Source organism: Indolivaga macrotermitis, from assembly GCF_900128985.1.
GTDB lineage: Bacteria > Bacteroidota > Bacteroidia > Bacteroidales > Dysgonomonadaceae > Dysgonomonas_A > Dysgonomonas_A macrotermitis.
Genome location: NZ_FQUC01000004.1, coordinates 52662 through 78768 on the forward strand (window position 1 = coordinate 52662; position 26107 = coordinate 78768).

General features: G+C 43.4%; 17 protein-coding genes. 15 read left to right on the plus strand and 2 right to left on the minus strand.

The genetic code is table 11. The features are described from left to right. The first annotated feature begins 79 nt into the window (after positions 1–79). The 3 genes from dnaK (at position 80) to BUC12_RS07190 (ending at position 4129) form a co-directional block, all read left to right on the plus strand. Complete coding sequence (dnaK, locus tag BUC12_RS07180; protein WP_062181460.1) at positions 80–1984, plus strand: molecular chaperone DnaK; 1905 nt, start codon at positions 80–82, stop codon at positions 1982–1984. A 147-nt stretch (positions 1985–2131) separates the two neighbouring features. After that, positions 2132–3163 carry a linear amide C-N hydrolase gene (locus BUC12_RS07185; protein WP_062181463.1) on the plus strand — a complete coding sequence of 344 codons (1032 nt, stop codon included), beginning with the start codon at positions 2132–2134 and terminating at the stop codon, positions 3161–3163. Positions 3164–3304: 141 nt separating this feature from the next. Next, positions 3305–4129, plus strand: a complete 825-nt coding sequence (locus BUC12_RS07190; RefSeq protein ID WP_062181466.1) for a hypothetical protein — start codon at positions 3305–3307, stop codon at positions 4127–4129. A gap of 33 nt (positions 4130–4162) precedes the next feature. On the opposite strand, the gene BUC12_RS19860 is transcribed toward BUC12_RS07190, so the two are convergent. Next, positions 4163–4486: a hypothetical protein gene (locus BUC12_RS19860; RefSeq protein WP_139262023.1), complete on the minus strand. Its 324-nt coding sequence runs from the start codon at positions 4484–4486 to the stop codon at positions 4163–4165. A gap of 59 nt (positions 4487–4545) precedes the next feature. On the opposite strand from BUC12_RS19860, the gene BUC12_RS07195 reads away from it, so the two are divergent. The 3 genes from BUC12_RS07195 to BUC12_RS07205 are packed head-to-tail and all read left to right on the plus strand — an operon-like array spanning position 4546 to position 6829. Beyond that, positions 4546–5046, plus strand: coding sequence for a GNAT family N-acetyltransferase (locus tag BUC12_RS07195; RefSeq protein ID WP_062181469.1), 501 nt, complete (start codon positions 4546–4548; stop codon positions 5044–5046). Between the two features lie 5 nt (positions 5047–5051). Beyond that, entirely contained in the window at positions 5052–6179 is a 1128-nt protein-coding gene (locus tag BUC12_RS07200; RefSeq protein ID WP_062181472.1) for a hypothetical protein, read from the plus strand. A gap of 11 nt (positions 6180–6190) precedes the next feature. Continuing rightward, positions 6191–6829 carry an HAD family hydrolase gene (locus tag BUC12_RS07205; RefSeq protein ID WP_070808599.1) on the plus strand — a complete coding sequence of 213 codons (639 nt, stop codon included), beginning with the start codon at positions 6191–6193 and terminating at the stop codon, positions 6827–6829. Positions 6830–6852: 23 nt separating this feature from the next. Here BUC12_RS07205 and BUC12_RS07210 read toward each other — a convergent pair whose 3' ends face one another. Next, a complete protein-coding gene (locus BUC12_RS07210) occupies positions 6853–7155 on the minus strand; it encodes a winged helix-turn-helix transcriptional regulator (RefSeq protein WP_062181479.1) in 303 nt (100 codons plus the stop codon). Between the two features lie 73 nt (positions 7156–7228). Between BUC12_RS07210 and BUC12_RS07215 the strand changes: the two genes are divergently transcribed. The 9 genes from BUC12_RS07215 (at position 7229) to BUC12_RS07255 (ending at position 25772) form a co-directional block, all read left to right on the plus strand. Then, complete coding sequence (locus BUC12_RS07215) at positions 7229–8227, plus strand: DsbA family protein (RefSeq protein ID WP_201780491.1); 999 nt, start codon at positions 7229–7231, stop codon at positions 8225–8227. A 160-nt stretch (positions 8228–8387) separates the two neighbouring features. Continuing rightward, complete coding sequence (locus BUC12_RS07220) at positions 8388–12311, plus strand: hybrid sensor histidine kinase/response regulator transcription factor (RefSeq protein WP_062181482.1); 3924 nt, start codon at positions 8388–8390, stop codon at positions 12309–12311. Positions 12312–12473: 162 nt separating this feature from the next. Continuing rightward, positions 12474–15050: a cellulase family glycosylhydrolase gene (locus tag BUC12_RS07225; protein WP_082141921.1), complete on the plus strand. Its 2577-nt coding sequence runs from the start codon at positions 12474–12476 to the stop codon at positions 15048–15050. Positions 15051–15141: 91 nt separating this feature from the next. After that, positions 15142–18096, plus strand: coding sequence for a SusC/RagA family TonB-linked outer membrane protein (locus BUC12_RS07230; protein WP_062181484.1), 2955 nt, complete (start codon positions 15142–15144; stop codon positions 18094–18096). 24 nt (positions 18097–18120) lie between these two features. Beyond that, positions 18121–19698, plus strand: coding sequence for a RagB/SusD family nutrient uptake outer membrane protein (locus BUC12_RS07235; RefSeq protein WP_062181487.1), 1578 nt, complete (start codon positions 18121–18123; stop codon positions 19696–19698). 48 nt (positions 19699–19746) lie between these two features. Further along, positions 19747–21465, plus strand: a complete 1719-nt coding sequence (locus BUC12_RS07240) for a DUF5114 domain-containing protein (RefSeq protein WP_062181490.1) — start codon at positions 19747–19749, stop codon at positions 21463–21465. 27 nt (positions 21466–21492) lie between these two features. Next, on the plus strand, positions 21493–22533 hold the full coding sequence (locus tag BUC12_RS07245; protein ID WP_062181493.1) for a glycoside hydrolase family 53 protein: 1041 nt from the start codon (positions 21493–21495) through the stop codon (positions 22531–22533). Between the two features lie 29 nt (positions 22534–22562). Further along, positions 22563–25016, plus strand: a complete 2454-nt coding sequence (locus BUC12_RS07250; protein WP_062181496.1) for a DUF4982 domain-containing protein — start codon at positions 22563–22565, stop codon at positions 25014–25016. A 129-nt stretch (positions 25017–25145) separates the two neighbouring features. Then, complete coding sequence (locus BUC12_RS07255; protein ID WP_062181499.1) at positions 25146–25772, plus strand: NUDIX hydrolase; 627 nt, start codon at positions 25146–25148, stop codon at positions 25770–25772. The last annotated feature ends 335 nt before the right edge of the window (positions 25773–26107 follow it).

Sequence of the window (26107 nt, forward strand, 5' to 3'; positions counted from 1 at the left end):
CTTCGGAGAACAAACCTCTGGAGGCAACATTCAAATCAAAACCGAAAAAAATAAACAAATAAAAAACATATATAATACAATGGGAAAAATAATTGGAATAGACTTAGGTACCACAAACTCTTGTGTTGCCGTATTGGAAGGTAACGAACCTATCGTTATCGCCAACAACGAAGGGAAACGCACTACGCCTTCTATCGTTGCCTTTATCGAGGGTGGCGAACGTAAGGTGGGTGATCCGGCCAAACGTCAGGCCATAACAAACCCCGAAAAAACCATATTCTCTATCAAGAGATTCATGGGTGAAACATGGGATCAGGTACAAAACGAACTCGGACGTGTACCTTACAAAGTAGTGAAAGGTGACAACAATACACCTCGTGTAGACATCGACGGAAGATTATATACTCCACAGGAAATATCGGCAATGATACTTCAGAAAATGAAGAAAACAGCCGAAGATTACCTAGGACAGGAAGTTACAGACGCTGTGATTACAGTACCTGCATACTTCAACGACTCGCAACGCCAGGCGACTAAAGAAGCCGGAGAGATTGCAGGACTGAAAGTACAACGTATCGTGAACGAGCCTACAGCAGCAGCTTTGGCTTACGGTCTCGATAAGAAAAGCCAAGACCTCAAGATAGCAGTATTCGACTTAGGGGGAGGTACATTCGATATCTCGATCCTTGAATTGGGTGATGGGGTATTCGAAGTGAAATCAACCAACGGTGATACTCACTTAGGTGGTGACGATTTCGACCACGTTATTATCGACTGGTTGGCTGAAGAATTCCAGAGAGAAGAAGGACTGGACCTTCGTAAAGACCCGATGGCTCTTCAACGTTTGAAAGAAGCTGCCGAAAAAGCGAAAATCGAGCTTTCGAGCACTACTTCAACCGAAATCAACCTGCCGTACATCATGCCTGTAAACGGTATGCCTAAGCACTTGGTAAAAACATTGACACGTGCTAAATTCGAACAATTGGCAGACTCATTGATCCGCGCTTGTGTAGAACCATGCCGTAATGCATTGAAAGACGCAGGATTATCGGCTTCCGATATCGACGAAGTGATCCTTGTAGGAGGTTCGACACGTATACCAGCCGTACAGGCCGAAGTAGAAAAATTCTTCGGAAAAGCTCCTTCAAAAGGAGTTAACCCCGACGAAGTAGTAGCCGTAGGTGCTGCCATACAAGGTGCGGTATTGACAGGTGATGTGAAAGACGTACTTCTGTTAGACGTTACTCCACTGTCATTAGGTATCGAAACTATGGGTGGTGTGATGACCAAGCTTATCGAATCTAACACAACCATACCTACACGCAAGAGTGAAACGTTCTCTACAGCTGCCGACAATCAGCCTTCGGTACAGATCAATGTATTGCAGGGTGAACGTCCGATGGCTCGCGACAACAAACAAATCGGAGTGTTCAACCTCGACGGTATTCCACCGGCAATGCGTGGTGTGCCTCAGATCGAAGTAACATTCGATATCGATGCCAACGGTATACTTAAAGTGTCTGCAAAAGACAAAGCGACAGGCAAAGAACAATCGATCCGTATCGAAGCATCATCAGGATTGAGCGATGCCGAAATACAACGTATGAAAGACGAAGCTGCCGCTAATGCCGAAGCCGATCAAAAAGAAAAGGAAAGAATCGACAAGCTGAACCAAGCCGACTCATTGATTTTCCAGACAGAAAAACAACTGAACGAGCTGGGTGACAAGATTCCTGCCGACAAGAAAGCGCCTATCGAAGATGCTTTGAATAAGCTGAAAGACGCTCACAAAGCTCAGGACTTGAACGCTATCGACACTGCTATGAACGAGTTGAATACATTGTTCCAGGCATTGAGTCAGGAAATGTACAACCAAACAGGCGGACAACCCGGTGCCGATCCTAATGCAGGAGCTAACGCAGGTGGTTCTCAACCTAAAAACGACGATGGTGTTACCGATGTAGATTTCGAAGAAGTGAAATAAGCGAAATACGCACCACGTATAAATTATAAGCCAAAAGCCGCTCACATATCTTGTGGGCGTTTTTTTTGCATTTACACACACTGTAAGCAAACATTACGAGTAATTATTTTGTTTACTCTACAATAGAATAATTAATATAACTCACTTATGAAAAAAATTCTTTTAGCTGCCGTTCTTTTAGCAGCAGGTTATCTGGGTGTAGAAGCCTGTACGCGAGTAGTGTATAAAGGCAACGACAATCTGATTCTTACAGCCCGTTCCATGGACTGGAAAGAAGACATCAAAAGCAATATATGGATATTCCCGAGAGGAATGGAACGCGACGGCGCAGTGGGTCCCAATTCGGTAAAATGGAAATCAAAATACGGAAGTGTAGTAACATCGGCTTACGACTTTTCGAGTACCGACGGGATGAACGAACAAGGCTTGGTTGCCAACCTGCTTTGGTTAGCCGAATCCGAATATCCTACTTTGGATGGTACTAAACCCGGACTAAGTATTGCCGCATGGGTACAATATGTATTAGACAACTTTGCTACCGTATCGGAAGCTGTTGCTTATATGGAAAGTGAACCTATTGCAGTAATATCCGACCAAATGCCCGACGGATCGCGTCTGGCAGCCCTTCACCTGTCTATATCGGACCCAACGGGAGATAATGCCATATTCGAATACATCAACGGAAAACAGGTGATACACCACGATGCTTCGTATCAGGTAATGACCAATTCTCCTATCTTCGAAAAACAACTTGCGTTGAACGAATACTGGAAAGAAATAGGCGGTACAGTAATGCTACCCGGAACCAACCGTGCCGCAGACCGCTTCGTCAGAGCATCATTCTATATCGAAGCTATACCTAAAACAGGCGATCTTCAACTGGGTGCAGCAAGTGTTTTCAGTGTAATCCGCAACTGTTCTGTACCATTAGGTATCAGCACTCCGGGACAGCCTAATATCTCATCAACCAGATGGCGTACCGTATCAGATCAGAAAAACAAGATATACTATTTCGAAACTGCATTGACTCCCAATACTTTCTGGGTTAATTTCAAAAATGTAGACTTTTCGGAAGGTGCTCCCGTGAAAAAACTTTCGGTTATCAACCACGAAACATATTCGGGAGACGCATCATCTAAATTCGTAGTTACTAAACCATTCGAGTTCTTAGGATTATAAGACTATATACTTCACAAATTCAACAAAAACGGTTATCTTTGACAGATAGCCGTTTTTTATTTATTTTAACCGCTATGCTATGCAACTTTTACAGATTTAACCTGTCTGTATCATATATACATTCACTAAACGCCTTATATTATGAAAAAGATATTCGCAGCGATATTGCTGATACCTTTGTTGTTGACATCGTGCTCATCAACCTACTTTTTTTCGGTACTGAATACCGGAACACCGTACACCGAAAAGGTAGACAACGGCGACTTTGTCTTCGAGAACGACAGCCTCTGGATAGCCCATTGCTTCAACGGCGAGAATGCCCCCATACAGATCACCGTATACAACAAACTCGACACTCCGCTATATGTTGACTGGGGCAAATCGGCTCTGATAGTACAGGATCAGGCGGTCAGTTATGCCGGCAAAGCATCGCGCATAAGCATAAGCACCTCGTCCGAAACATACCACTATCCTTTTTCGAGTAGCAGCGAAACTCAGAGTATCAGTATAGGGTCGATAGGCGCAACACCGTCTAATGTAGACTTTATACCTCCGCGTACCAAGGTCAGCAATGCAACCCTCAGTCTCAACCTCAGCCTGAAAGATGTGGAAAAACTATCTTATAAAAATGCAAAAATGGGTAATAAACATCAGGAAAGCATAGATGTAAAAAGAGCCAATTTCACTCCCGAAGACACGCCTTTCAGCTTCACCAGCTATATAACCGTATATGCCGTGCCCGAAAAACCAATGGTATTCGAACAGGATTTCTACATATCGTCTTTGATCAAAACAAATGCCATGTCGCCCAAAAACCTGCCCGGAGATATGAGTCAACGGGGAGATATGTTTTTCATCGAAAAGCCTGCCAACAATACAGGATGGGCTATTCTACTAGGAGCAACCGTAGTAGCCGGTGCAGCCATACTCGAAACCAAAGCTGGTAATAATTATTACTACGAATAATAATTCGTATTTTTTACTGTACGCAATCAGAGATTACTTACCCATTTTTTTGCCTAAACCCCAAAAGAAGGCAAAAACACACTGGCGCTTAGAGCCTTCGTCTATCTGACGCTCGTTTTCGTCTGTCAGGCTCCGGCATCGTCGTAAAGCACGGGGTACTCGTTGTGAGAAGAAAGCGTTAAAAGGCAAATAGATGTTGTATTGAACGTTTTTTATTTGTCTTAGTTTTCGAGCACACATAACGGGTCGGGCTTGAAGGCGCAGTCTTGATTTTTTGCTTCGTTTTGCATCAAGGCAAAATGAAGAACAAGCCGGAAGGCGCGTTAGTAAATATTTCCAATTACTTAATAGTATCATTATAGCTCTCTTTTGTTATGTTTTTGCTAATTTTGCCCTATAAAAAGGGGACAATAAATATGCAAATACTAAAAGCTACAATCGACGACTGTGCAACAATACGCCGGATAGCCTCTACCACTTGGGCTGATACTTACCGCGAAATACTATCGCCTGAGCAATCGGAATACATGCTCAATATGATGTACAGCGACCATTCTTTAGCTCAACAGATGGAGAACGGGCATCACTTTGTTCTTGCTATAGACGAACAGTCAGGCGAATACAGAGGATTGGTTTCGTACGAGTTCGGTTATCACGGAGAGAACAAAGTTAAGATACATAAGTTGTATGTACTACCCGAATCGCACGGATCGGGTCTCGGTAAACTATTGGTCGACTATGTAGCGGAACAAGCCCTTGCACACGGATGTAATACCATCACCCTGAATATGAACAGGTTCAACCACTCACACGGGTTCTATACACATATGGGCTTCGTTATCGCCGGAGAAGAAGACATCGACATAGGTAACGGATATCTGATGGAAGACTATATCTTCGAAAAAACAATCGGGTAAAGCTTATGACAACCGTTCGTATACTTATATCCCTCCTTATACTCTCACTTAGCAGTTACACTTCGGCGCAAGAGATACACCTTTTTGGTTTTCAAGCTGATAGCAGCGCTTATGCCAAAAACTCTTATACCGTTTTGTTCAATGCCGAAGAAGATATTCCCACATGGGATGGAGGAGTCTACGAACCGTATTTCACTCTAGCAGTAGTACGCGACGGCGAAAAGGTAGAGCTTCTTATCCAAAACTATCTGATCGTACCTACCAATCAGGGGTTTGTATATATTACACAACAAGTAGACGAAATACCGAATGACACTACAAATATAGATCCCGAAGAGCGTGAGATGCTATCTTTTATGTTCGAATACACGATTGGAACTTCCAGATCTTTACCCCGTATATTCCAGGATAAGCAGGAGATAAAACACTTTATCCGTTCGCAGCAACCTGAATTTGCCGGAGCTATATCTACCGAATATGAAGCGATATCATTCGTCACTCCCGACTTTTACATTACCGAAGGATTCAATTCCGAAGTTCATGGAGGAGCATCGTGGTTTGATGCTACCGAGAAAACAGATTTTATACCCCTCAGCTCCAGAGCCGGAGGATTATCAAACTACATAGACAGCCTATTGCCTCGTAGGACACTGAATGAGATTATCCTCAAAGCTGCTTTAGAGATATACGGAAGCGATATATACGGATCAGGCGAGAGTGATGAGAATTACCAGCTACCGTGGGGACCACTGATTAAGAACAAAGACGATGTACAGTTTACATTTGTTTTCGCCAATAACCGCATCAAGGTGCAACCGCTGATCCCCCTGAACGGAAATTCGCACAGGAGTTTTCTCGAACGTGCCGAGTTTATCGACGGGAAAAGTATATTGTCCCGTTTCTTTCTGAAACAACCTGCCGTGAAGACCGATAAGGCTCTCGATTTTGTTTCGGCAGACAATACAACACTGATCTCTATTTCCGGAAACGAGGTAACCGTATACGATAAAACCCGTAACAAGCTGTTACTGAAAAAGAATATCCCCACCTACAACAAACTGGTAATGCACGAATGGGCAACCGGCAAACATACCCGTAGATGGATTGATGAATTTAAATCGACTATAAACTAACTATATAAAAAATGAAGAATATAACCTGCGCACTATTTGATATGGACGGTGTAATGATAGACACCGAACCCCAGTACAGCGTATTCTGGAAACAAACCGGAGAGAAGTACAAAGTAGGTATTGCCAACTTCGAGACCCTGATAAAAGGCACAACAATGCCCAACATACTGAAAAAGTATTTCGCCCATATACCGAACCGCAAGATCAATGAACTTATAACAGACCACGACCGTTTCGAAGAACATATGTCTTTTCCCGAAATACCGGGTTCCATCGCTTTCGTACAGGCACTGAAAGAACAAGGCATAAAGGTCGGGTTGGTAACCAGCTCTTCGGATACAAAGATGGATGCCGTAAACAAGGTAAGACAGTTCGATAAGCTATTCGATACGATAGTTACTGCATCGAGGGTCAAGATCGGAAAGCCGAATCCCGAATGCTACCTTATGGCTGCCAAAGAAATAGGTATCGATCCTGCAAACTGCATCGTTTTCGAAGACTCGTTCGCCGGACTCGAAGCAGGCAATGCCGCCGGAATGACTACCATAGGTGTGGCCACAACCCATCCGGCAAATACCCTTTCGGGCAAATGCGACAAAGTGATCAATAACTTCGCAGGTATTACATGGAAAGATATTATAGCGGATTGAATTAATCTATAACATTCAGCCGTTTACGATAAAAGCTCTAATTGCCTTAAAATGGGAATCAGGGCTTTTCCTTTTTCCGACAAATTATACTCTATATGCAATGGCTTTTCGCTAACTGTTTTTTTATTGAAGATACCGTTGTCTTCGAGCTCTTTCAGTGCTATCGAAAGCGTTTGCTTATTCAACCCTTCGATTTGTCTCAATAATGAATTAAACCTCACAGGAGCGTCAAAAGCAAGACGTACTATCTGAGATTTCCATTTTCCCGAAAGCAACTTCAGCAAGCTTTCGGCAGGGCAGGTTTCCTTATTTTCTATTGCATCCATAGGTGGTCATGTTTTTCTGACTAATTGACTCGTATTTCTTTATTATCGACATTTGCATCCGAACAATACGATAATGAATTCTAAGATAATCATATTTTTGATAGCAATATGTATTTCGTCCGGATGCAACGGGCAAACAAAAACGACACCGATGGAATCGAAAAATAATAACCCTTTACAATGCGATCCCGAAAACGGATTATGCGAAATACCCGGAGCTACGGCCACCGGAGGCAAAGCAGAATTACAGGCTTCGGAAAAGCCGGTACGCATTGTCTACTATACCGATCCTATATGTTCGGCATGTTGGGCTATCGAACCTCAATTGCGTAAACTGAAAGCCGAATACGGTGCTTATCTGCATATCGATTACCGTATGGGGGGCTTGTTGCCCGACTGGAGCTACAACGGAGGTGGCATAAGTAAACCGTCCGACGTGGCGCACCACTGGGAAGAACTAGGCGAATATTACGCGATGCCGATAGACGGCGGCGTTTGGCTCGAAGATCCGCTAGATTCGTCTTATCCGCCATCCATTGCTTTCAAAGCAGCCCAGATACAGAACGAGGATAAAGCTGTGAATTTCTTGCGGATACTCCGCGAAATGCTTTTCCTCGGGAAAAAGAATATAGCCAAGTGGGAAAATATACAGCTGGCCGCTACTCAATCGGGGCTTGATACTTATAAACTGAAAGAAGATTATGATGGTGAAGCACGCCGGCTCTTTCAGGAAGATTTGGACATTGCGCGCAAAATGGGTGTGAGGGGCTTCCCCACCCTGTTCTTTACCGATGCCGACAATAACCGGATCGTTGCTTACGGTATCAGAACCTACAGCGAATACGAAGCGGTACTGTTGAGAATCTTTCCGGATGCGAAGAAAAAAACAATAGATATTTCAGACAATATGTCTTTATTCAAATTATATCCTACCCTCACCGTGAAAGAATATGCCGTACTATCGGACATATCCTTCCGGGAAGCGGAAACCATTCTCAAAAAGCTTTCCGTAGAAGGTAAGATTATCGAAACCCAAATCAATTCTGGGCTAATTTATTCAATCAACACTTAAAACAACACTTTTTTTCGTGAATATATCACGCCACTCCCCGGTACACACATTTCCGGGGAGTTTTTTTATATTCTAAAATACCGTTAAACACTTTTCATCAACAGTATTTTATTGTTATATTTATCAGATAGAGTATATTTGCCTTTGTCAATTGGATAATATGTATCGAATATTATTGCTGGTCTCTGTTTGGTATATCTCGCAGGTAATGCTTGTGGGACAAAACATCAATTACCAAAACTTCGATAACATTATACTCGATACCGAGGCTTCGTCTATCAACTGCTTTGCACAGGATAAGCAAGGCATCATCTGGATAGGGAGCAGCAAAGGGCTTTTCAGTTACAACGGCTATACTGCCCGCAACCATTTTTCGTACAATAACCGGTCTAATACACAGGTACATTGCATACTCGTATTTGACGATACTTACCTCTACCTTGGAACCGACAATGGTATCCTAAAGTTCAACTGCAAAACAGACCAGTACGAAGATTCCGAAGCACTGTCTCACCTCACCGATGTGAGGGCAATCGCTCAACAGGGCGACCTGCTTTGGATAGGCTCACTCAACGGATTATACAAATACCGCATTTCGGGTAAAAAACTGGATATGATTCCCACAGGAACAGTATCGGGGCTTCCTCACAAAACCATTTATTCACTGATTGTGTCGAAAGACAATACCCTTTATGCAGGAACTTATGATGGACTGGCAAGGTTACAGACAGGCAGAAGCCATTTCGAAACGGTAAAACTACCCGTTGACAGAAAACGAAGCAATCTCTTTATCAACTCCCTTTTCGAAGATAAAAAGACAGGGCATATATGGATCGGAACCGAAGGTGCGCTGTACAACTATATCCCTGCGTCGGGGATTGTCAGCGAGACAAGCCAGTTTCACGACAATTCGGTTAAATCGCTGTCCGTCGATAACGAAGGAGACCTGCTTGTCGCCACCGACAACGGGTTGTACATATACAACGAAGCCAATAGCAGCACCCAGCATATCGTACACGACTCACGGAACAGCAAATCGCTAAGTAACAACATCGTATGGAATATCTTTGCCGATAACTCGGGAAACATCTGGCTGGGAACCGATTACGGAATATCGCTCGCTCATTACAACCGCGACGTCCAGACTATCAGTATATCGCAACTGACGGGCATAGGCGAAGGCAACCGCTTCCATTCCATCTTTAAAGATTCGCGCGGAAACTTCTGGTTCGGAGGTTCCAACGGGCTGATATTCGATCCGGATACGAACGGCAGCGCCAAGAGAACGATCTGGTACCGTATGGGCGACAAAGAATATCCGATCTCCCACAACCGCATCAGGCATATATACGAAGATAAAGGCCATAACCTGTGGATAGCTACCGACGGCAGTATCAGCCGCTACGATTACAACCGTAACCAGTTTGTCCACTACAGCATAACCGACAGTACAGGTACTTTCAACTCCAACTGGGCATATTATATTTTCGAAGACGACAAAAGGCAATTGTGGATAGCCACCTGCCTCGGAGGCTTATTCGTCGTTAATAAAGACAGGCTTATAGCCTCGCAGGGAACGTACGTTGCCGACAAGCACTATTCCGCACAAAACGGATTGAGCGGAAACTTTATCAACCAGATACTGCCCGATAGTTATGGCAATGTATGGGCATTGCTCCATAATAACGGCATCATCAAAATAGATATAAAGAACAACAGGATAGACAAAATACCTATTGACGACATACCCGAAGGAACATTACCCAACTATTTGATATCCGACCGTAACGGTATTATCTGGGTAGGTTACAGAGGTGGAGTGGCAAGCCTCAATCCGGTCAACAATATATCCCACGCAGTGCGGTTCACAACATTCAGCTACAGCGAAGTATTGTCTATGACCGAAGTGGGCGAGCATATCTGGGTATCTACTACCGAAGGCATCTGGGTGGTAAACCGGAAAACATACAGTATACAAAAGCTCGATATTACCAACAGAGCCTATACTTGCTCGTATTACGATAAGGAAGCTAACAGGATATACATGGGAGGAGCAGACCAATACACAATATTGTCGCCCGATATCCTGCAAAAGCAGGCGTACAGCCATCAGGTAGTACTTACTTCCCTCTATGTAAACGACAAGTTGTACGAAGCCGGAACCGACTACACAGGGAACAGCATACGTTACCTCGACCATATTAAGCTCAATTACAGGCAAAACAGTATTACGATAGAATTTTCGGACTTGTTGTTTTCGGAGAGAAGTGCCAATTCGTATGTCTACAAGCTCGAAGGTTTCGAAGATAAATGGAATGGTATTAAACACAATTCGAACCGTATCTCATATACCAACCTCGAATACGGAAAATACGAACTCGTAATAAGCAAACTGGATGCTTATGGTAAGCCGTCGGACAAAGCCTTCACTTTCCGTATCGAGATAACTCCCCCGTGGTATTACACCATCTGGGCGAAAACAGTGTACGTATTACTCGCACTGGGTCTTATCCTCTGGATTATCAACTTTTTCAGGGTACGCAACAACCTGCGGATAGAGCGGATAGAGAAAGAGAAAACGCTCGAACTGTCAAACCTGAAAATGGATTTCTTCACCAACGTTTCGCACGAGTTCAAAACCCCGCTGAGTATGATCATTGCTCCTGTAAGCAAGCTTCTGCACGAGACAAAAGACGTACAAAAGAAGAGGCAACTGGAAGCTATACAAAAGAATGCACTGAAAATTAACTCGCTGATCCGGCAGATACTCGACTTTAACCGTACCGAAAATATCAGTTCGGGGCTCATACTGTCGAGGGTAGAATTTGTTGAGTTTGCCCGAAGCCTGTTCTCTGTATACGAAGACGGCTACAAGGATAAACCCCTGTCGTTTATTTTCACGTCCAACAAAGAAAAGATTTACATCTATATGGATGTACTTAAAATAGAAGCCGTACTGAACAATCTGGTCTCTAATGCCTGCAAATACACCGAACGGGGAGCTGTCAGCCTGACACTTACCTATCACGAAGATACCCGTATGCTCGATATAGAGGTAAGCGACACAGGTATAGGAATACCTCAGGACGAAACCACGTATGTGTTTGAGCGTTTCTACCAGTCATCAAAAACCAGTAAAGACAAAGAAGGTACAGGTATAGGGCTTTATCTGGTGAAAACGTATACCGACCAGCACAACGGAACTGTAAAAATCAGTTCGGAAGAAAATAAAGGTACTACTATCATCGTCAGCCTTCCGGCAAACGACGATGACCCGGAAGAGGTTATCGCCGAAGAAGAAACCGATGCCACCCCGTTATCGGAAGACCTGCCATCGGTACTTATTGTAGAAGATAATCCTGAGATTGCCGGCTTTGTATTCGATACACTTTCGGAAAAATACAATTGCCGGATTGCCCACAACGGGAAGCAGGGGCTAGACATATGCCTGCAAACCCTCCCTCAACTGGTTATCGCAGATATTATGATGCCTGTAATGGACGGGTTGGAGATGGTACGCCAGATGCGCAAGAATATACCCACGTCTACCATTCCCGTGATCATGCTGACTGCTAAGGATGACAAAAACACCGAGTTGGAAAGTATAAGCCTACATGTAGAAGCTTTTATACCCAAACCGTTCGATCCCGAGATACTATTGTCTAAAGCGGAACAACTGCTCAGCAGTAAGCAACAACTAGAAAGCAAGCTGCGGATCGAAACTATATCTACCCCTCAGGCTATAGAAGCGACATCGCCCGACGAGAAATTCCTTTCGTCAATCACCCGCATCATAGAAGATAAGGTAGCCGACCCCGACCTCAACGTCAACTCGCTAAGTACTATATCGGGTATCGGATCGAAACAGATCTACCGGAAACTAAAACAGCTTACGGGCATGTCGCCTGTGGAATATATTCGCAAAATACGGATGAAGAAAGCAGCGATTTTATTCACTCAAAACAAATTTACTATTGCCGAGGTGATGTATATGGTCGGTTTTTCCAACCCTTCATACTTTGCCAAATGTTTTCAGGCTGAATTCGGAAAAACACCTAAGCAATTTCTGGAAGAAAACACATAATAAACTGATAAACAAAACAAAATACCTCAGACAGAGAGAAGTTAAATATCCGCTTTGTCCAATTTATTTCCTGATACGTCCAATTTCTACCACATCAAACACCTCCTTTGTGGCTATATTTGCTATATCCGTCAACCGCGGAAACCTAGAACTGAATATACCATGATAAAAAGCCTGAAAAAAACATTTGCAGCCTTGTGCTGTCTCTCTCTTTTTGCCGGCATATCGGCTCAAAGCAAAACCGATATTCCGACTATCCATGTCGATAAGAACGGTGTTATGCGTTGGTCTGATACCAACAACGAAGCATCCTTCTACGGAGTCAATTACACCTTGCCTTTTGCCCATGCTTACCGGGCTATGAATTATCTGGGCAAAGATCACAAAGCAGCTATCGATAAAGATGTATATCATTTTGCCCGTCTGGGTTTCAACGCATACCGCATACACATATGGGATGTCGAAATATCGGATGGTAAAGGGCAGCTTCTTACCAACGATCATCTCGATTTACTGGACTACCTTATCTCCAAACTAAGGGAACGTAATATACGGGTACTCATTACCACCATGACAAACTTCGGTAATGGTTATCCCGAAAGGAATATCAATACAGGAGCATTTTCGTATCTGTACGACAAATGTAAAGTACACAGTACACCCGAAGCCATTGCTGCACAACAGAATTATATCGGTCAACTGGTTCAGCATGTAAACCCTTATACTAAAGAATCGTATAAAGACGACCCTTATATTGTAGGATTCGAAATCAATAACGAACCCTGCCACGCCGATACACCTAAGCAAACCGAAGAGTATATCAACCAGATGCTTTCGGCACTGAAAAAAGCAGGTAACAAAAAGCCTGTCTTTTACAATGTAAGTCACAATTCGGGTCATGTGCAGGCATATTACAATACCGCTGTACAGGGTACAACTTATCAATGGTATCCCGTAGGACTGGTGGCCGGACATACCCGCAAAGGTAATTTCCTGCCCTTTGTCGATAATTACGATATACCCTTCTCCAATGCCAAAGGATTTAATAACAAGGCTAAAGCTGTATACGAATACGATCCTGCCGACAATATGTACTCATACATACATCCGGCTATGGCACGCACATTCCGGTCGAATGGTTTCCAGTGGATAACCCAGTTTGCCTACGATCCCATAGATATGGCTTGGGCAAATACCGAGTACCAGACACACTTTCTCAATCTGGCTTATACACCTCAGAAGGCTATAAGTATGAAGATTGCAGCCGAAGTTGCTTATGCTGTTCCGATGAATAAAAAGTATGCGCAATATCCGAATGATACCATCTTTGACAACTTCAGGGTGAGTTACAATAACGACCTGAGCGAGATGAATACTCCCGAAAAGTTCTTTTATTCGAACCAAACTACCACTTCGCCCGTTTCGGTAAATGATCTGAAGGAGATTGCGGGCTACAACGATTCACCTATCATCAGTTACGAAGGTACAGGAGCGTATTTCCTCGACAGGCTCGAAGACGGGCTTTGGCGACTCGAAGTAATGCCTGATGCCGTACAGATACAAGACCCGTTTGAAAAACCTTCGTTGAAGAAAGAAGTAGTAACTATTGCTTGGAACGAATGGAATATGACTGTAAAATTACCCTCGTTAGGCAATGATTTTACAGTAAAAGCAATCAATGCAGGAAACAATATACAAAGTACAGCCAAAGGAAACAGCTTTGCTGTAAAACCGGGTGTGTATCTATTGAGCAGATCAGACTACACTCCTGCACAGAACTGGACAGCCAATTCGCAATGGAACCGTATTAGGTTGGGCGAATATGTAGCTCCCGAAGCCCGTACGAATACTTTTTCGGTAGCACATACTCCTGCAACTATTATAGAGAACGGAAAACCGTTACAGATAGAAGCTCAGATTGTAGGCCCATCATTTCCCGATTCGGTAATAATATATACCGATAAAGTGTCTTTCTGGGCAGATAAGAACCCGTATGTAAAAATGAACCGTGTGAAAGGCTATACATATCAGGCTGTTATTCCTGTTGATATGCTATGGGGTAGCGCTGTCAATTATAATATTATCGTTTGTAAAGGTGGCAAAAACTATACTTACCCTGCCAATGTAGAAGGTAATCCCCTCGATTGGGATTTTTACAAGAACAGCTATTTCTCCACACAGGTTGTAGCACCCGAAAGCCCTGTACAGCTTGTTAAGATTACAGATTCATACAGCCGGATAGAAACATACGGCATTCCCGAAACTTCTTATATGACATCGCAACTCGATGACAGCGACTTGAAGGGATCAAAGGCGCTGGTATTCAAATCACATAAGAAGGATACGGATGCCCGTTTCTTCTGGAAGAAATATATAAAAGACGATGTGGCAAACCGCAAAGAAGCCCTGCAAAAAGCACAGGCAATATACGTCAACCTGAACGGAACCCACAATATTGATAACCTGAATGTTGGTTTTATTACTTCGGACGGATTGTCTTATTCTGCTAAAATAGCCGTTGGTGCAGACAGTAAAACATACCGGATACCGTTAGCTGATTTAAAGCAAGGTGCAACAACCTTGTTACCGGCTCCCTACCCTACATTCCTCGACAGGTATTTTACGCCGGATACCGGAATTCCGTTCGACATCACTAAAATAGAAAGTATCGAATTATCTACAGATCAAACCAATAAAAATGAAATAACCCTCGAATTGAACAACATCTATTTAAAATAAAGGTCGCAGACCTTTTTGTTATCGCTGTAATCGCGATAATACAAATAATCAATTAAAAATATACCTTTAAATTAATTAATAATTTATGTCCATGAAAAAGAACAATAAATCAATCCGCACCTTTTTGCTGGTAGTGACGTTGTTGCTGATGATACCTTTGGCAGCAATGGCTCAATCCAGAAAAGTATCGGGAGTCGTAACCGACGATGCAAACGAACCTCTGATAGGGGTTACCGTATCTGTTCCCGAAACTACAGTCGGCGTTACAACCGATCTTGACGGACAATATACAATTGTTTTACCCGACGGAAAAAACCAACTCCGTTTCTCGTTTCTGGGATGCGAAACCCAAACCATAACTGTTACATCTGCTACTGTAAACGTAAAGATGATGCCGCATTCGAATATCCTGACCGATGTGGTCGTGATCGGATACGGTACTCAGCGCAAAAGCGACCTTACGGGTTCGGTTAGTAATGTAAGCAGCAAAGATTTCAATGCAGGGCTTATCAGTTCGCCAGAACAGCTTATCAACGGTAAAGTATCGGGGGTACAAATCATGTCGAACAGTGGTTCGCCTACTGCCGGTAGTACTATCCGTATCCGTGGAGGGGCTTCGCTGAATGCCAGCAACGACCCGCTGATCGTATTGGATGGTGTGCCTTTGGAAAGTGGTGGTATCAGCGGAAACACCGGAAACTTCCTCAGCCTTATCAATCCTTCGGATATCGAAAGTATGAGTATCCTGAAAGATGCCTCGTCAACAGCCATTTATGGTTCGCGCGCTTCTAACGGGGTAATCATTATCACAACTAAAAAAGGAACAAACAGCAGACTGAAAGTGAGCTTTAACACGGTTAACTCTCTTCAGACACGTACCAAGATGGCAGATATGCTAAGCCGCGACCAGTTTGTGAATGTTATCAATGCGAATGGCACAGCAGAGCAGGTAGCTCTTTTAGGAGATTCGTCAACTGATTGGAACGACCAGATTTTCAGAACAGCATTCGGTACCGACAATAATGTAAGCGTTGCCGGACGTGTTGCCGAGAATATGCCAATTCGTGTATCTTTAGGTTATTATAATCAAAACGGTTTGTTGATCGGTGATAACGCCGAGCGTATCTCGGGAAACTTGTCTTTCTCGCCTTCGTTTTTCAACGATTACCTGAAAGTGAACCTTAACATGAAGGGTTCTATCAATAATAACCAGTTTGGCAATACTTCTGCTATATGGGCTGCTTCTACATACAATCCTACAATACCTGTTTATTCGGGCAACGATTCGTTCGGCGGATACAACGAAGCAATTGATAATGCAGGCAATCCGGTAAACGGTTCGGTATTCAATCCGAGGGGACTTGTAAAGCAATATGACGCGAACAGCAAGGTTAAGCGTATGATCACCAATCTGGATGCTGATTATAAAATGCACTTCCTTCCTGAATTGCGTTTTCACGCTACTTTAGGTTACGACTATGCCGAAGGTAAAGGATCGGTATACGTTCCATCCGAAGCCGCTCAATACTATACTACTTCGGGACGTGATTATACATACGGGCCTCAGAAAATGACAAACCGTTTGCTGACTACCTACTTCAACTACAACAAAGTATTCTCTTCTATCAAGAGTAATGTAGATATAACAGCCGGTTACGATCACCAGTACTGGAAAACTACTACTCCTGCCTATTCTGAGTATAATACAGTGGGAGATATACAGAAAACAACAGCAGCCAAAGACGAACGCCATGCTTTGATTTCGTATTACGGACGTTTGAACTACTCGTACGACTCTCGTTATATGCTAACTGCTACCGTTCGTAGTGATGGTACTTCACGCTTCAATCCTGACAACCGCTGGGGTACATTCCCTTCCGTAGCATTAGGATGGAGACTGACCGAAGAATCGTTCCTTGCCGACAATAAAGTTCTTAGCAACCTGAAACTGCGTGCCAGCTTCGGTATTACAGGACAGCAAGACGGAATCGGTAACTATAATTACCTTCCGGTATATACTTTCAGCCAGAACGGTGCGCAAGTACAATTCGGTGACCAATGGTACTACTCGTACCGCCCCGAAGCTTATGTCGAAAACCTGAAATGGGAAACTACTACTTCGTGGAACTTCGGATTCGACTTCGGATTCCTAAAAGACCGTATTACAGGTAGCTTCGACTTCTATACCCGTCAGACCAAAGACCTGTTGGCAACCGTGCCCATAGCGGCCGGTACAAACTTCGGCAAAAAGATATTGACCAACGTAGGCAATGTAGACAGTCACGGTATCGAAGTCTCACTGAATGCAACTCCTATCGAAACTCAGGACTGGACATGGGATGTAAGCTATAATATGACATGGCAGAAAATGAAGGTGAAAAACCTTTCGCTTGTGCAGGGCGGCAGCCAGACCAATACACTTGTAGGGCCTACTATCGACAGCTATAACTTTCAGGTATTAACCGAGGGTTATGCACCTTATATGTTTTACGTATACCATCAGTTATATGACGAAAAAACAGGTAAACCTATCGAAGGTGCTTATGCCGACCTGAATAACGACGGTGTTATCAACTCAGACGACCTTTACCGTTACCACTCTCCGGCTCCCGACTTTATTTTTGGATTGAGCACTTCGCTCCGTTACAAGAAATGGAATCTGGGTATGAGTTTCCGTGCCAATGTAGGAAACTATGTTTACAACGGTATGGCTATGAATTCGGGTGCATGGAGCACCGTCAGCTACAACTCTTACCAGCTGAACAACCTATCTTCGAGCTACTTGAAAACAGGATTTCAAAGCCGTCAGTACCTGTCTGACTATTATGTGGAGAACGCTTCGTTCCTGAAACTCGATAACCTTTCGCTGGGATACAATTTCGGTCGTGTAAGCAAATGGTTCTCACTGAATATGAGTGCTATGGTACAAAACGTATTCTGCATAACCAATTACAGTGGTGTAGACCCCGAAGTACCAAACGGTATCGACAATTCGTTCTATCCACGTCCACGTACCTATTCGATCAGTATAGGTCTCGATTTCTAAGTTCAACCTAAAAACGATATCACGATGAAAAAATCATTCTATATATTACTGTTTGCCTGTACATTGATATTCGCATCATGTACCGACGACCTCGACCAGACTCCACATACCAATACCACATCGAAGGATGTGTATTCGAAAGCCGAAAACTACAAAGCTGTATTAGCTAAACTATATGCTTCGTTTGTTACAACCGGACAAGAAAAAGATGGAAATCTCGATCTCGAGAGCAATAGCGGTCAGGATTATATGCGTTGCTACTTCAACTTACAAGAAGCCGGAACCGACGAAGTCGCTTCAACATGGCTCGAAGGCGATAAAGTATATGATCTTACTTATCTCTCGTGGGATGCCAACGATCCTTGGGTATCCGATATGTATTACCGCATATTTTATACTATAGCTTTGTGTAACGAATTTCTACGTAATGCAGGCGACGACCAGATATCTAAATTTACGGAAAGCGAACAAGCCGATATCCGCCATTACCGTGCCGAAGCACGTTTTATCAGAGCACTGGCGTACTACCATGCACTGGATATGTACCGTAATATTCCGTTTGTGACCGAAAACGACCCTGTGGGTACTTATATTCCTCCACGTTACACTGCATCTCAGATATTTGAATATATCGAAAGTGAACTGATCGCAATAGACGATGACTTGTTAAACAAAAATACCATCGAATACGGACGTGCACCTAAAGCTGCTGCTTATGCTCTATTGGCACGACTATATCTGAACGCCGAAGTATACACAGGTACAGCACACTATACAGATTGTATCACTTACTGTAACAAGGTTATAGCCGAAGGATATACTCTGGAATCCGATTATAAAAAACTATTCAATGCCGATAATAATAAGCGCACCAACGAAATTATCTTTGCATTTCCGGTTGATGCTACACATACCGTATCATGGGGAAGTACAACCTATATTATTTGTGGGGCTGTAAGTAATACTTCAGACTATCAGAAACCCGAAGATTACGGTGTTACCAGCGGATGGGGTATGTTCCGTATCAGGGGCGAAGTTCCTGCTTTATTCTCAGACAAAGACGGACGTGCCTTGTTCTTTACCGAAGGACAAACTCAATATCTGGATGTAATAGACAACCAAAGCAACGGTTACTTTGTCGAAAAATGGACTAACCTTACCGATGCCGGTGCAACAGCATCCAATACTGTAGATGGTGGTGTGAATACTGATTTTCCTGTATTCCGTCTGGCAGATGTATACCTGATGCTTGCCGAATCGGTTGTGCGCGGAGGATCGGGCAGTTCTACGGCAGATGCTTTGAATTATGTAAATGCTTTGCGCCAACGTGCTTTCGGTAGCGACTACGCAACAGACGGTACTGTTAAACAAGCCGAATTTACAGCAGACTTTATCCTTGACGAACGTGCCCGCGAGCTTTACTGGGAAGGTGTACGCCGTACAGACCTGATCCGTTACGGAAAATTCACTACTTCTTCTTATTTGTGGCAATGGAAAGGCGGAACTAAAGACGGACGTGCGGTAGACAGCAAATATAACATCTACCCTATCCCTACTACCGACCTTACAGCAAACCCTAACTTATATAACGAGAATTATTAAGGTCGCAGACCTTTATATTTATATAACTTTTTAAAAGAATAAAGATATATGAAAGCATTAAAAGCAATAAAAGCGATCTTCGCCTTAGTAGCCCTTATAGCTACTATGACGGCCTGCGACAAAGACGGAGATACTATTTACCTGACCGGAAACGAAAGTGGCGTACTGGTCGCTATAGAAGACGAGGCTGTTCTTACACAAGCTGCTTCCAAGCAATTAGCGTTGTCGCTCGTATGGAGCAATAGTACATTGTCTCTTACCAACCCTAACATGGATGTTCCTAATATCCTTACTACATATATTCAGGCTTCTACTTCAAGCAATTTTTCGTCTAATATTGTAGAGTCTCTTGAAGCAAATACTTCTAAAGCATATACCGGAGCCGAACTGAACACCGTTGCTAAGAATCTTTCGCTGGAAGCAGATGTGGCTACAACTGTCTATTTCAGATTGAAAGGAAGTGTCGGCAGCAACATGGATCCTGTATACAGTAACATTGTAGAGGTAAAGATTACTCCTTACACTATTGATATGACAATAGGATATGTGCTTGACAGTAAAATGGAAGAAACTGCATCAACATTATACTCGCCTACAGCAAACGGTGTTTATACCGGATTTATGGGCGCTACCGCATGGTATAACTTCTTCCTGAGAGAAGGAGACGGTACTACATGGGGTAACGATGGAGTAGAAGGCACTGCCTTCCTGATGTCTTCGGAAGAAGATGCGAACAAACGCTGGAACTTCTGGTTCCCCGGATTTGGCGGATGTTATTATGTAGAAGTAAATACACCTAAAAAAGTTTGGTCTGCCCTGTATATTCCAACATTGACTGTCAGCGGTGATGTAAATGCCGAAATGGTATTTGACCGTCCGAATGTGAAATGGACAACCACATTTACTGCAACTTCGGCTAAAACCCTGACTATAAAACTGAACGGAACTGGTAAACAATATGACTACTCGACCGGAACAGAAGATGCTTTGGCGATAGATACTCCGGTAGCATTTACCCAAAGCGGAACTACTTTGAGCATGGCTTCTCAGGCAGGAGAGATTTCGGTTAGCGTTCCGGCAGCCGGAGAATATACTCTGACTGTAGATCTCAGCAATCCGCAAGCATGGACATGCGAGGCTGTAAGCGGATCGACCGGCCCTATCGAGATCAGCCAGTATCTGTACGTTTCGGGAGCCGATGATGGTATCAATGGTGGAAGCTGGACATTCGAAAACTTCCTGACCCTATATAACGAAGATGAGCTTGCCTATGCAGGTGTAGTTAACATCAATTCGCTTTGGGGATATGCTTTCTATACCGAAAAAGACAACTGGAGCAGCGCTTACAAACTAGCTTCGGGCGATGCTTTCTCCGGTACTATATCTGCCGAGAGCGAAACCAATATACCTGCTCCTACCGCCGGATTATATCTTATCGATGCTTCGATGAAAGGGTTTACTTATAACCTTTCGGCCGTAGGTAATACAATCTATGTATCGGGTTTGAATGACACCTGGGATTTTGGAACAACACTTGCCGCAAGTGCCAATACAGGCGAATACAGGGGTACTATCAACATTACCAAAGCTTCTACATATGGATTCCAAATACATACCGATATCTCGTGGAACCATTATTTCGGAGGTTCGGGAGGAAATCTCTATTATAAGAGCAAGAATAATATTACCGATGATGCCACACTGGCTGCCGGAACGTATGTACTGACTGTGAATCTGGTAAACGGCACATACAGCATCACTAAATAATCTTGTTAAACCTAACATTCAGATAAAATGAAAAATCTAAAATATATACTTATAGCTGTAGCCTCGGTATTCTTTACTTTTGCGGCATGCAGTGACGACGATAATAACAAGGGAGGTGTAGAACCGCCCGTATACGATATGACCGGTTTTGCCAAAGGAGCCGATGTTAGCTGGCTGACAGAAATGGAAAAATCGGGGGCTAAATTTTACAATACACTCGGGAGGGAAACCGAGTGTATGTCCCTCTTACGCGATTTGGGAATGAACTCGATACGCCTTCGTGTATGGGTCAATCCTACCGACGGATGGTGTAATAAGAGTGATATGCTTGTAAAGGCATGGCGTGCCAACGCTTTAGGCATGCGTCTGTTGATAGATTTCCATTACAGTGACACTTGGGCCGATCCGGGTAAACAAACCAAACCGGTCGCATGGCAGAGCCTATCGTATGACGAATTGAAAGCCGCTGTTGCAGAACATACAACCGATGTATTGACTGCCTTGAAGGAACTGAATATTACTCCTGAATGGGTACAGGTCGGTAACGAAACCGGAGACGGAATGTTATGGGAAGACGGACGTGCATCGACCAATATGGCTCAATATGCTGAATTAAACAATGCAGGCTATGATGCGGTAAAAGCAGTTTTTCCCGATGCTAAAGTAATCGTTCATTTACAAAGCGGCGACGATAACGAAATGTTCCGCTGGATGTTTGACGGACTGAAAGATAATGGTGGGAAATGGGATGTAATAGGTATGTCTCTTTATCCCGAACCGGATACATGGGAAGCTATGAATACCGCCTGCCTGAATAATATGGCCGATATGATCAGCCGCTATGATACTGAAGTAATGCTTTGCGAAGTAGGTATGTCATGGGATAGCCCCGAGGAATCGCGCGATTTCCTTACAGATCTGATAACCAAATGTAAGGCTATCGCTAATGACAAATGTTTAGGTATTTTCTATTGGGAGCCCCAAGCTTATAACGGATGGAACGATTATACTTTAGGAGCTTTTGACAACTCCGGTAAGCCAACTGTAGCCTTAGACGCATTCAAATAAAAATAACAGACAAACAACATACTATCGTTATGATTAAATATTTTGCAACTATCTGTCTGATCTTTTCTATTTGCACGAATATACATTCACAGACGGTCAGAAACGAATTTCTGCTCGAAAAAGGATGGAAATTCAGTAAAGGAGATTTTCAGGACGCTAACCAGATCAATTTCAATGATAATAATTGGGAGACCGTAGCCGTTCCTCACGATTGGGCTATTTACGGGCCTTTCGACCGCAAGCATGACTTGCAGGAAGTAGCCGTTACCCAAAATAACGAAAAGGTAGCGAGTGTCAAAACAGGGCGTACCGGAGGGTTACCATATGTCGGTATAGGCTGGTACAGGCGTTCTTTCGATGTAGATAACTACCGTAAGGGAGACAACCGTGTTACCCTTATCTTTGACGGTGCAATGAGCGAAGCCCGGGTATATGTAAACGGAAAAGAAGCTATCTTCTGGCCTTTCGGTTACAACACATTCAACTGCGATGTTACCGACCTTCTGAACAGTGATGGCAAGAATAATATAGTTGCCGTACGTCTGGAGAATAAGCCTCAGTCGTCGCGCTGGTATCCCGGTGCAGGTCTTTACCGTAATGTACATGTTGTAGTTACAAATAATGTACATGTACCGGTAAAAGGAACATACATTACTACTCCTTTTGTATCGAAAGAGTATGCTTCGGTAAAACTGAAAACAGAAATATTGAACAGCGACAATCAGGATATACGCATCCTGACCGAGATCAAAGACGCTTCGGGAAAAGTAGTGTCAACGAAAGACAATACACTGAAAATAAATCATGGTAAACCTTTCGAGCAGAACTTCATTGTGGATAATCCACAACTGTGGTCGCCCGAAAATCCTTACCTGTATCATGCAGTGTCTAAAGTATATGTAAAAGATCAGCAGGTAGACGAATATTCGACCCGCTTTGGTATCCGTGATATCAAAGTAATTGCCGATAAAGGATTCTTCCTCAATGGCGAACGTCGTAAATTCCAAGGGGTATGTAACCACCACGATTTGGGACCTTTGGGTGCTGCTATCAACGTGGCTGCATTGCGTCGTCAGTTAACTATGTTGAAAGATATGGGTTGTGATGCCATCCGTACCGCACACAATATGCCAGCTCCTGAGTTGGTTGAGCTTTGCGACGAAATGGGATTCATGATGATGGTAGAACCTTTCGATGAGTGGGATATTGCCAAATGTCTGAACGGTTATCATCGGTTCTTTAACGAGTGGGCTGAGAAAGATATGGTGAATATGCTCCGTAATTTCCGCAACAATGCCAGCGTAGTGATGTGGAGCATCGGTAACGAGGTTCCTACACAGTGCAGCCCGAAAGGATATCAGGTAGCATCATTCTTACAGGATATATGCCACCGCGAAGACCCTACACGCCCCGTTACATGCGGAATGGATCAGGTGACATGTGTGTTGAATAATGGATTCGCAGCTATGCTCGACGTTCCCGGATTCAACTACCGTGCTCATCGGTATGAAGAAGCTTACGAAAAACTACCTCAAAATATAGTTCTGGGTGCCGAAACTTCATCTACTGTTAGCTCACGCGGAGTTTATAAATTCCCTGTTGAAAAGAGAGCAGATGCGTTATATGACGATCATCAGTCGTCGTCTTACGATCTTGAGTATTGCTCCTGGTCAAATGTACCTGATGATGACCTAGCATTGGCTGACGATCACGAATGGACTATGGGACAGTTTGTATGGACAGGCTTTGACTATCTGGGCGAACCTTCGCCTTACGATACTGATGCATGGCCTAACCACAGTTCATTGTTCGGTATTATCGATCTGGCAAGCATACCCAAAGACCGTTATTACTTGTACCGCAGTATCTGGAATAAGAATGAAAATACACTTCACATACTTCCTCACTGGAACTGGAAAGGTCGCGAAGGACAGGTAACGCCTGTATTCGCTTATACCAATTATCCGAGTGCCGAACTATTCGTGAATGGTAAAAGCTACGGAAAACAAAGCAAGAATAACTCTACTGTACAGAACCGCTACCGCCTGATGTGGATGGATGTTGTCTACGAACCGGGCGAAGTGAAAGTTGTAGCTTATGATGCTAACGGAAAGGTAGCCGAAGAAAAAACCGTACGTACAGCAGGCGCTCCTCACCATATGGAACTGATTGCTGACAGAACTCAGTTATCGGCTGATGGTAAAGACCTTGCATATATCACCGTACGCGTGGTAGATAAAGACGGGAACCTTTGTCCGGATGCCTCTACAATGGTTAACTTCTCGGTAAAAGGTGCCGGTAAATATCGTGCCGCAGCAAATGGTGATCCTACAAGTCTAGACCTTTTTCACTTACCGCAGATGCCTGCATTCAGCGGACAGTTGACAGCTATTGTCCAGACAGGCGAATCAGCAGGAACTATAACATTCGAGGCTAAAGCTAAAGGATTGAAAACATCCACTATTACTCTTGATGTCAAATAAACTGTGTTTTACTAGATAGCAATTAATGAGAATTATTTCGAAGGGGTACAGGCATTCGCTTGTATCCCTTTATCCTTTTGATTATTGAGCATTTTTTACGTATCATTGTCTACTCAAACTCTGTTGAATATGGATATCGAAAAACAAATACTTACTATAGCCTCCCGTATCAGGGCATTGTCTCAAACCGGACTGGTATATGCAACTGATGAATATAATACTGAACGGTATGAAGAATTGCTGAATCTCAGTAACCGGATTACCGCCTTAGTTACAGATAACGATATCTCGTCCATAGAAAGCTGCTATCGGATAGAAACTGATTACGTTACCCCTAAAGTCGATATACGGGCGGTTGTTTTTAATGACCAAAATGAGATTCTTCTGGTACAGGAAAGAGCCGATGGAGGTTGGGCTATACCCGGAGGTTGGGCAGATGTAGGTTACTCGCCTACCGAAATAGCAGTAAAAGAGGTGAAAGAAGAAACAGGGCTCGACGTTCACCCGATACGTGTAGTTGCCATACACGATAAGCGTTGCCAACCCCACCCTCCTGCGCCGCATTATGCATATAAGATATTTATACTGTGTGAACTTTTAGGTGGAGAATTTGCTCCTGCATTCGATATTCTGGATAAAGGATTCTTCAAACAGAACGAGATTCCTCCTCTATCAGAAGAACGCACTGTACAAAGCCAAATCGACCTGATGTATGAATTCAAGAATAATCCGGATAAGCAAGCCGTAATTGATTAAGCAAGCAGCTTGCGTGATATTTATTTTTTGTTAAAACCAAAACATTCCCTATATTTGCTGTGTAAACAACCCTTTACAAAAAGGAATGACAAATATTTTCACACATAAAAACCCAGTAAACCATCTAAATTTTAACAGTTTAGATTTGCTTTTGTGTGCTGAAATATTAGAGAGAGAGAGAGAGAGAGAGAGAGAGAGAGAGAGAGAGAGAGAGACGCATCACCAGCGTTAACTAAACAAAATTTTCTATTGTGTCAAAATAACGGGACATTTTTTTATGTCTTCGTTCGTTTTGTCGTATATATCCATTTCCTAATTATAAGTTGGCTCGGTAA

Bases quoted from the DNA above. Each gene is read 5' to 3' on its own strand.
- BUC12_RS07230 (WP_062181484.1), top strand. From the start codon at position 15,142: ATGAAAAAGAACAATAAATCAATCCGCACCTTTTTGCTGGTAGTGACG.
- BUC12_RS19860 (WP_139262023.1), bottom strand. From the start codon at position 4,486: ATGATACTATTAAGTAATTGGAAATATTTACTAACGCGCCTTCCGGCT.
- BUC12_RS07220 (WP_062181482.1), top strand. From the start codon at position 8,388: ATGTATCGAATATTATTGCTGGTCTCTGTTTGGTATATCTCGCAGGTA.
- BUC12_RS07255 (WP_062181499.1), top strand. From the start codon at position 25,146: ATGGATATCGAAAAACAAATACTTACTATAGCCTCCCGTATCAGGGCA.
- BUC12_RS07190 (WP_062181466.1), top strand. From the start codon at position 3,305: ATGAAAAAGATATTCGCAGCGATATTGCTGATACCTTTGTTGTTGACA.
- BUC12_RS07205 (WP_070808599.1), top strand. From the start codon at position 6,191: ATGAAGAATATAACCTGCGCACTATTTGATATGGACGGTGTAATGATA.
- BUC12_RS07225 (WP_082141921.1), top strand. From the start codon at position 12,474: ATGATAAAAAGCCTGAAAAAAACATTTGCAGCCTTGTGCTGTCTCTCT.
- BUC12_RS07210 (WP_062181479.1), bottom strand. From the start codon at position 7,155: ATGGATGCAATAGAAAATAAGGAAACCTGCCCTGCCGAAAGCTTGCTG.
- BUC12_RS07185 (WP_062181463.1), top strand. From the start codon at position 2,132: ATGAAAAAAATTCTTTTAGCTGCCGTTCTTTTAGCAGCAGGTTATCTG.
- BUC12_RS07195 (WP_062181469.1), top strand. From the start codon at position 4,546: ATGCAAATACTAAAAGCTACAATCGACGACTGTGCAACAATACGCCGG.
- BUC12_RS07245 (WP_062181493.1), top strand. From the start codon at position 21,493: ATGAAAAATCTAAAATATATACTTATAGCTGTAGCCTCGGTATTCTTT.
- BUC12_RS07215 (WP_201780491.1), top strand. From the start codon at position 7,229: ATGAATTCTAAGATAATCATATTTTTGATAGCAATATGTATTTCGTCC.
- BUC12_RS07235 (WP_062181487.1), top strand. From the start codon at position 18,121: ATGAAAAAATCATTCTATATATTACTGTTTGCCTGTACATTGATATTC.
- BUC12_RS07240 (WP_062181490.1), top strand. From the start codon at position 19,747: ATGAAAGCATTAAAAGCAATAAAAGCGATCTTCGCCTTAGTAGCCCTT.
- BUC12_RS07250 (WP_062181496.1), top strand. From the start codon at position 22,563: ATGATTAAATATTTTGCAACTATCTGTCTGATCTTTTCTATTTGCACG.
- dnaK (WP_062181460.1), top strand. From the start codon at position 80: ATGGGAAAAATAATTGGAATAGACTTAGGTACCACAAACTCTTGTGTT.
- BUC12_RS07200 (WP_062181472.1), top strand. From the start codon at position 5,052: ATGACAACCGTTCGTATACTTATATCCCTCCTTATACTCTCACTTAGC.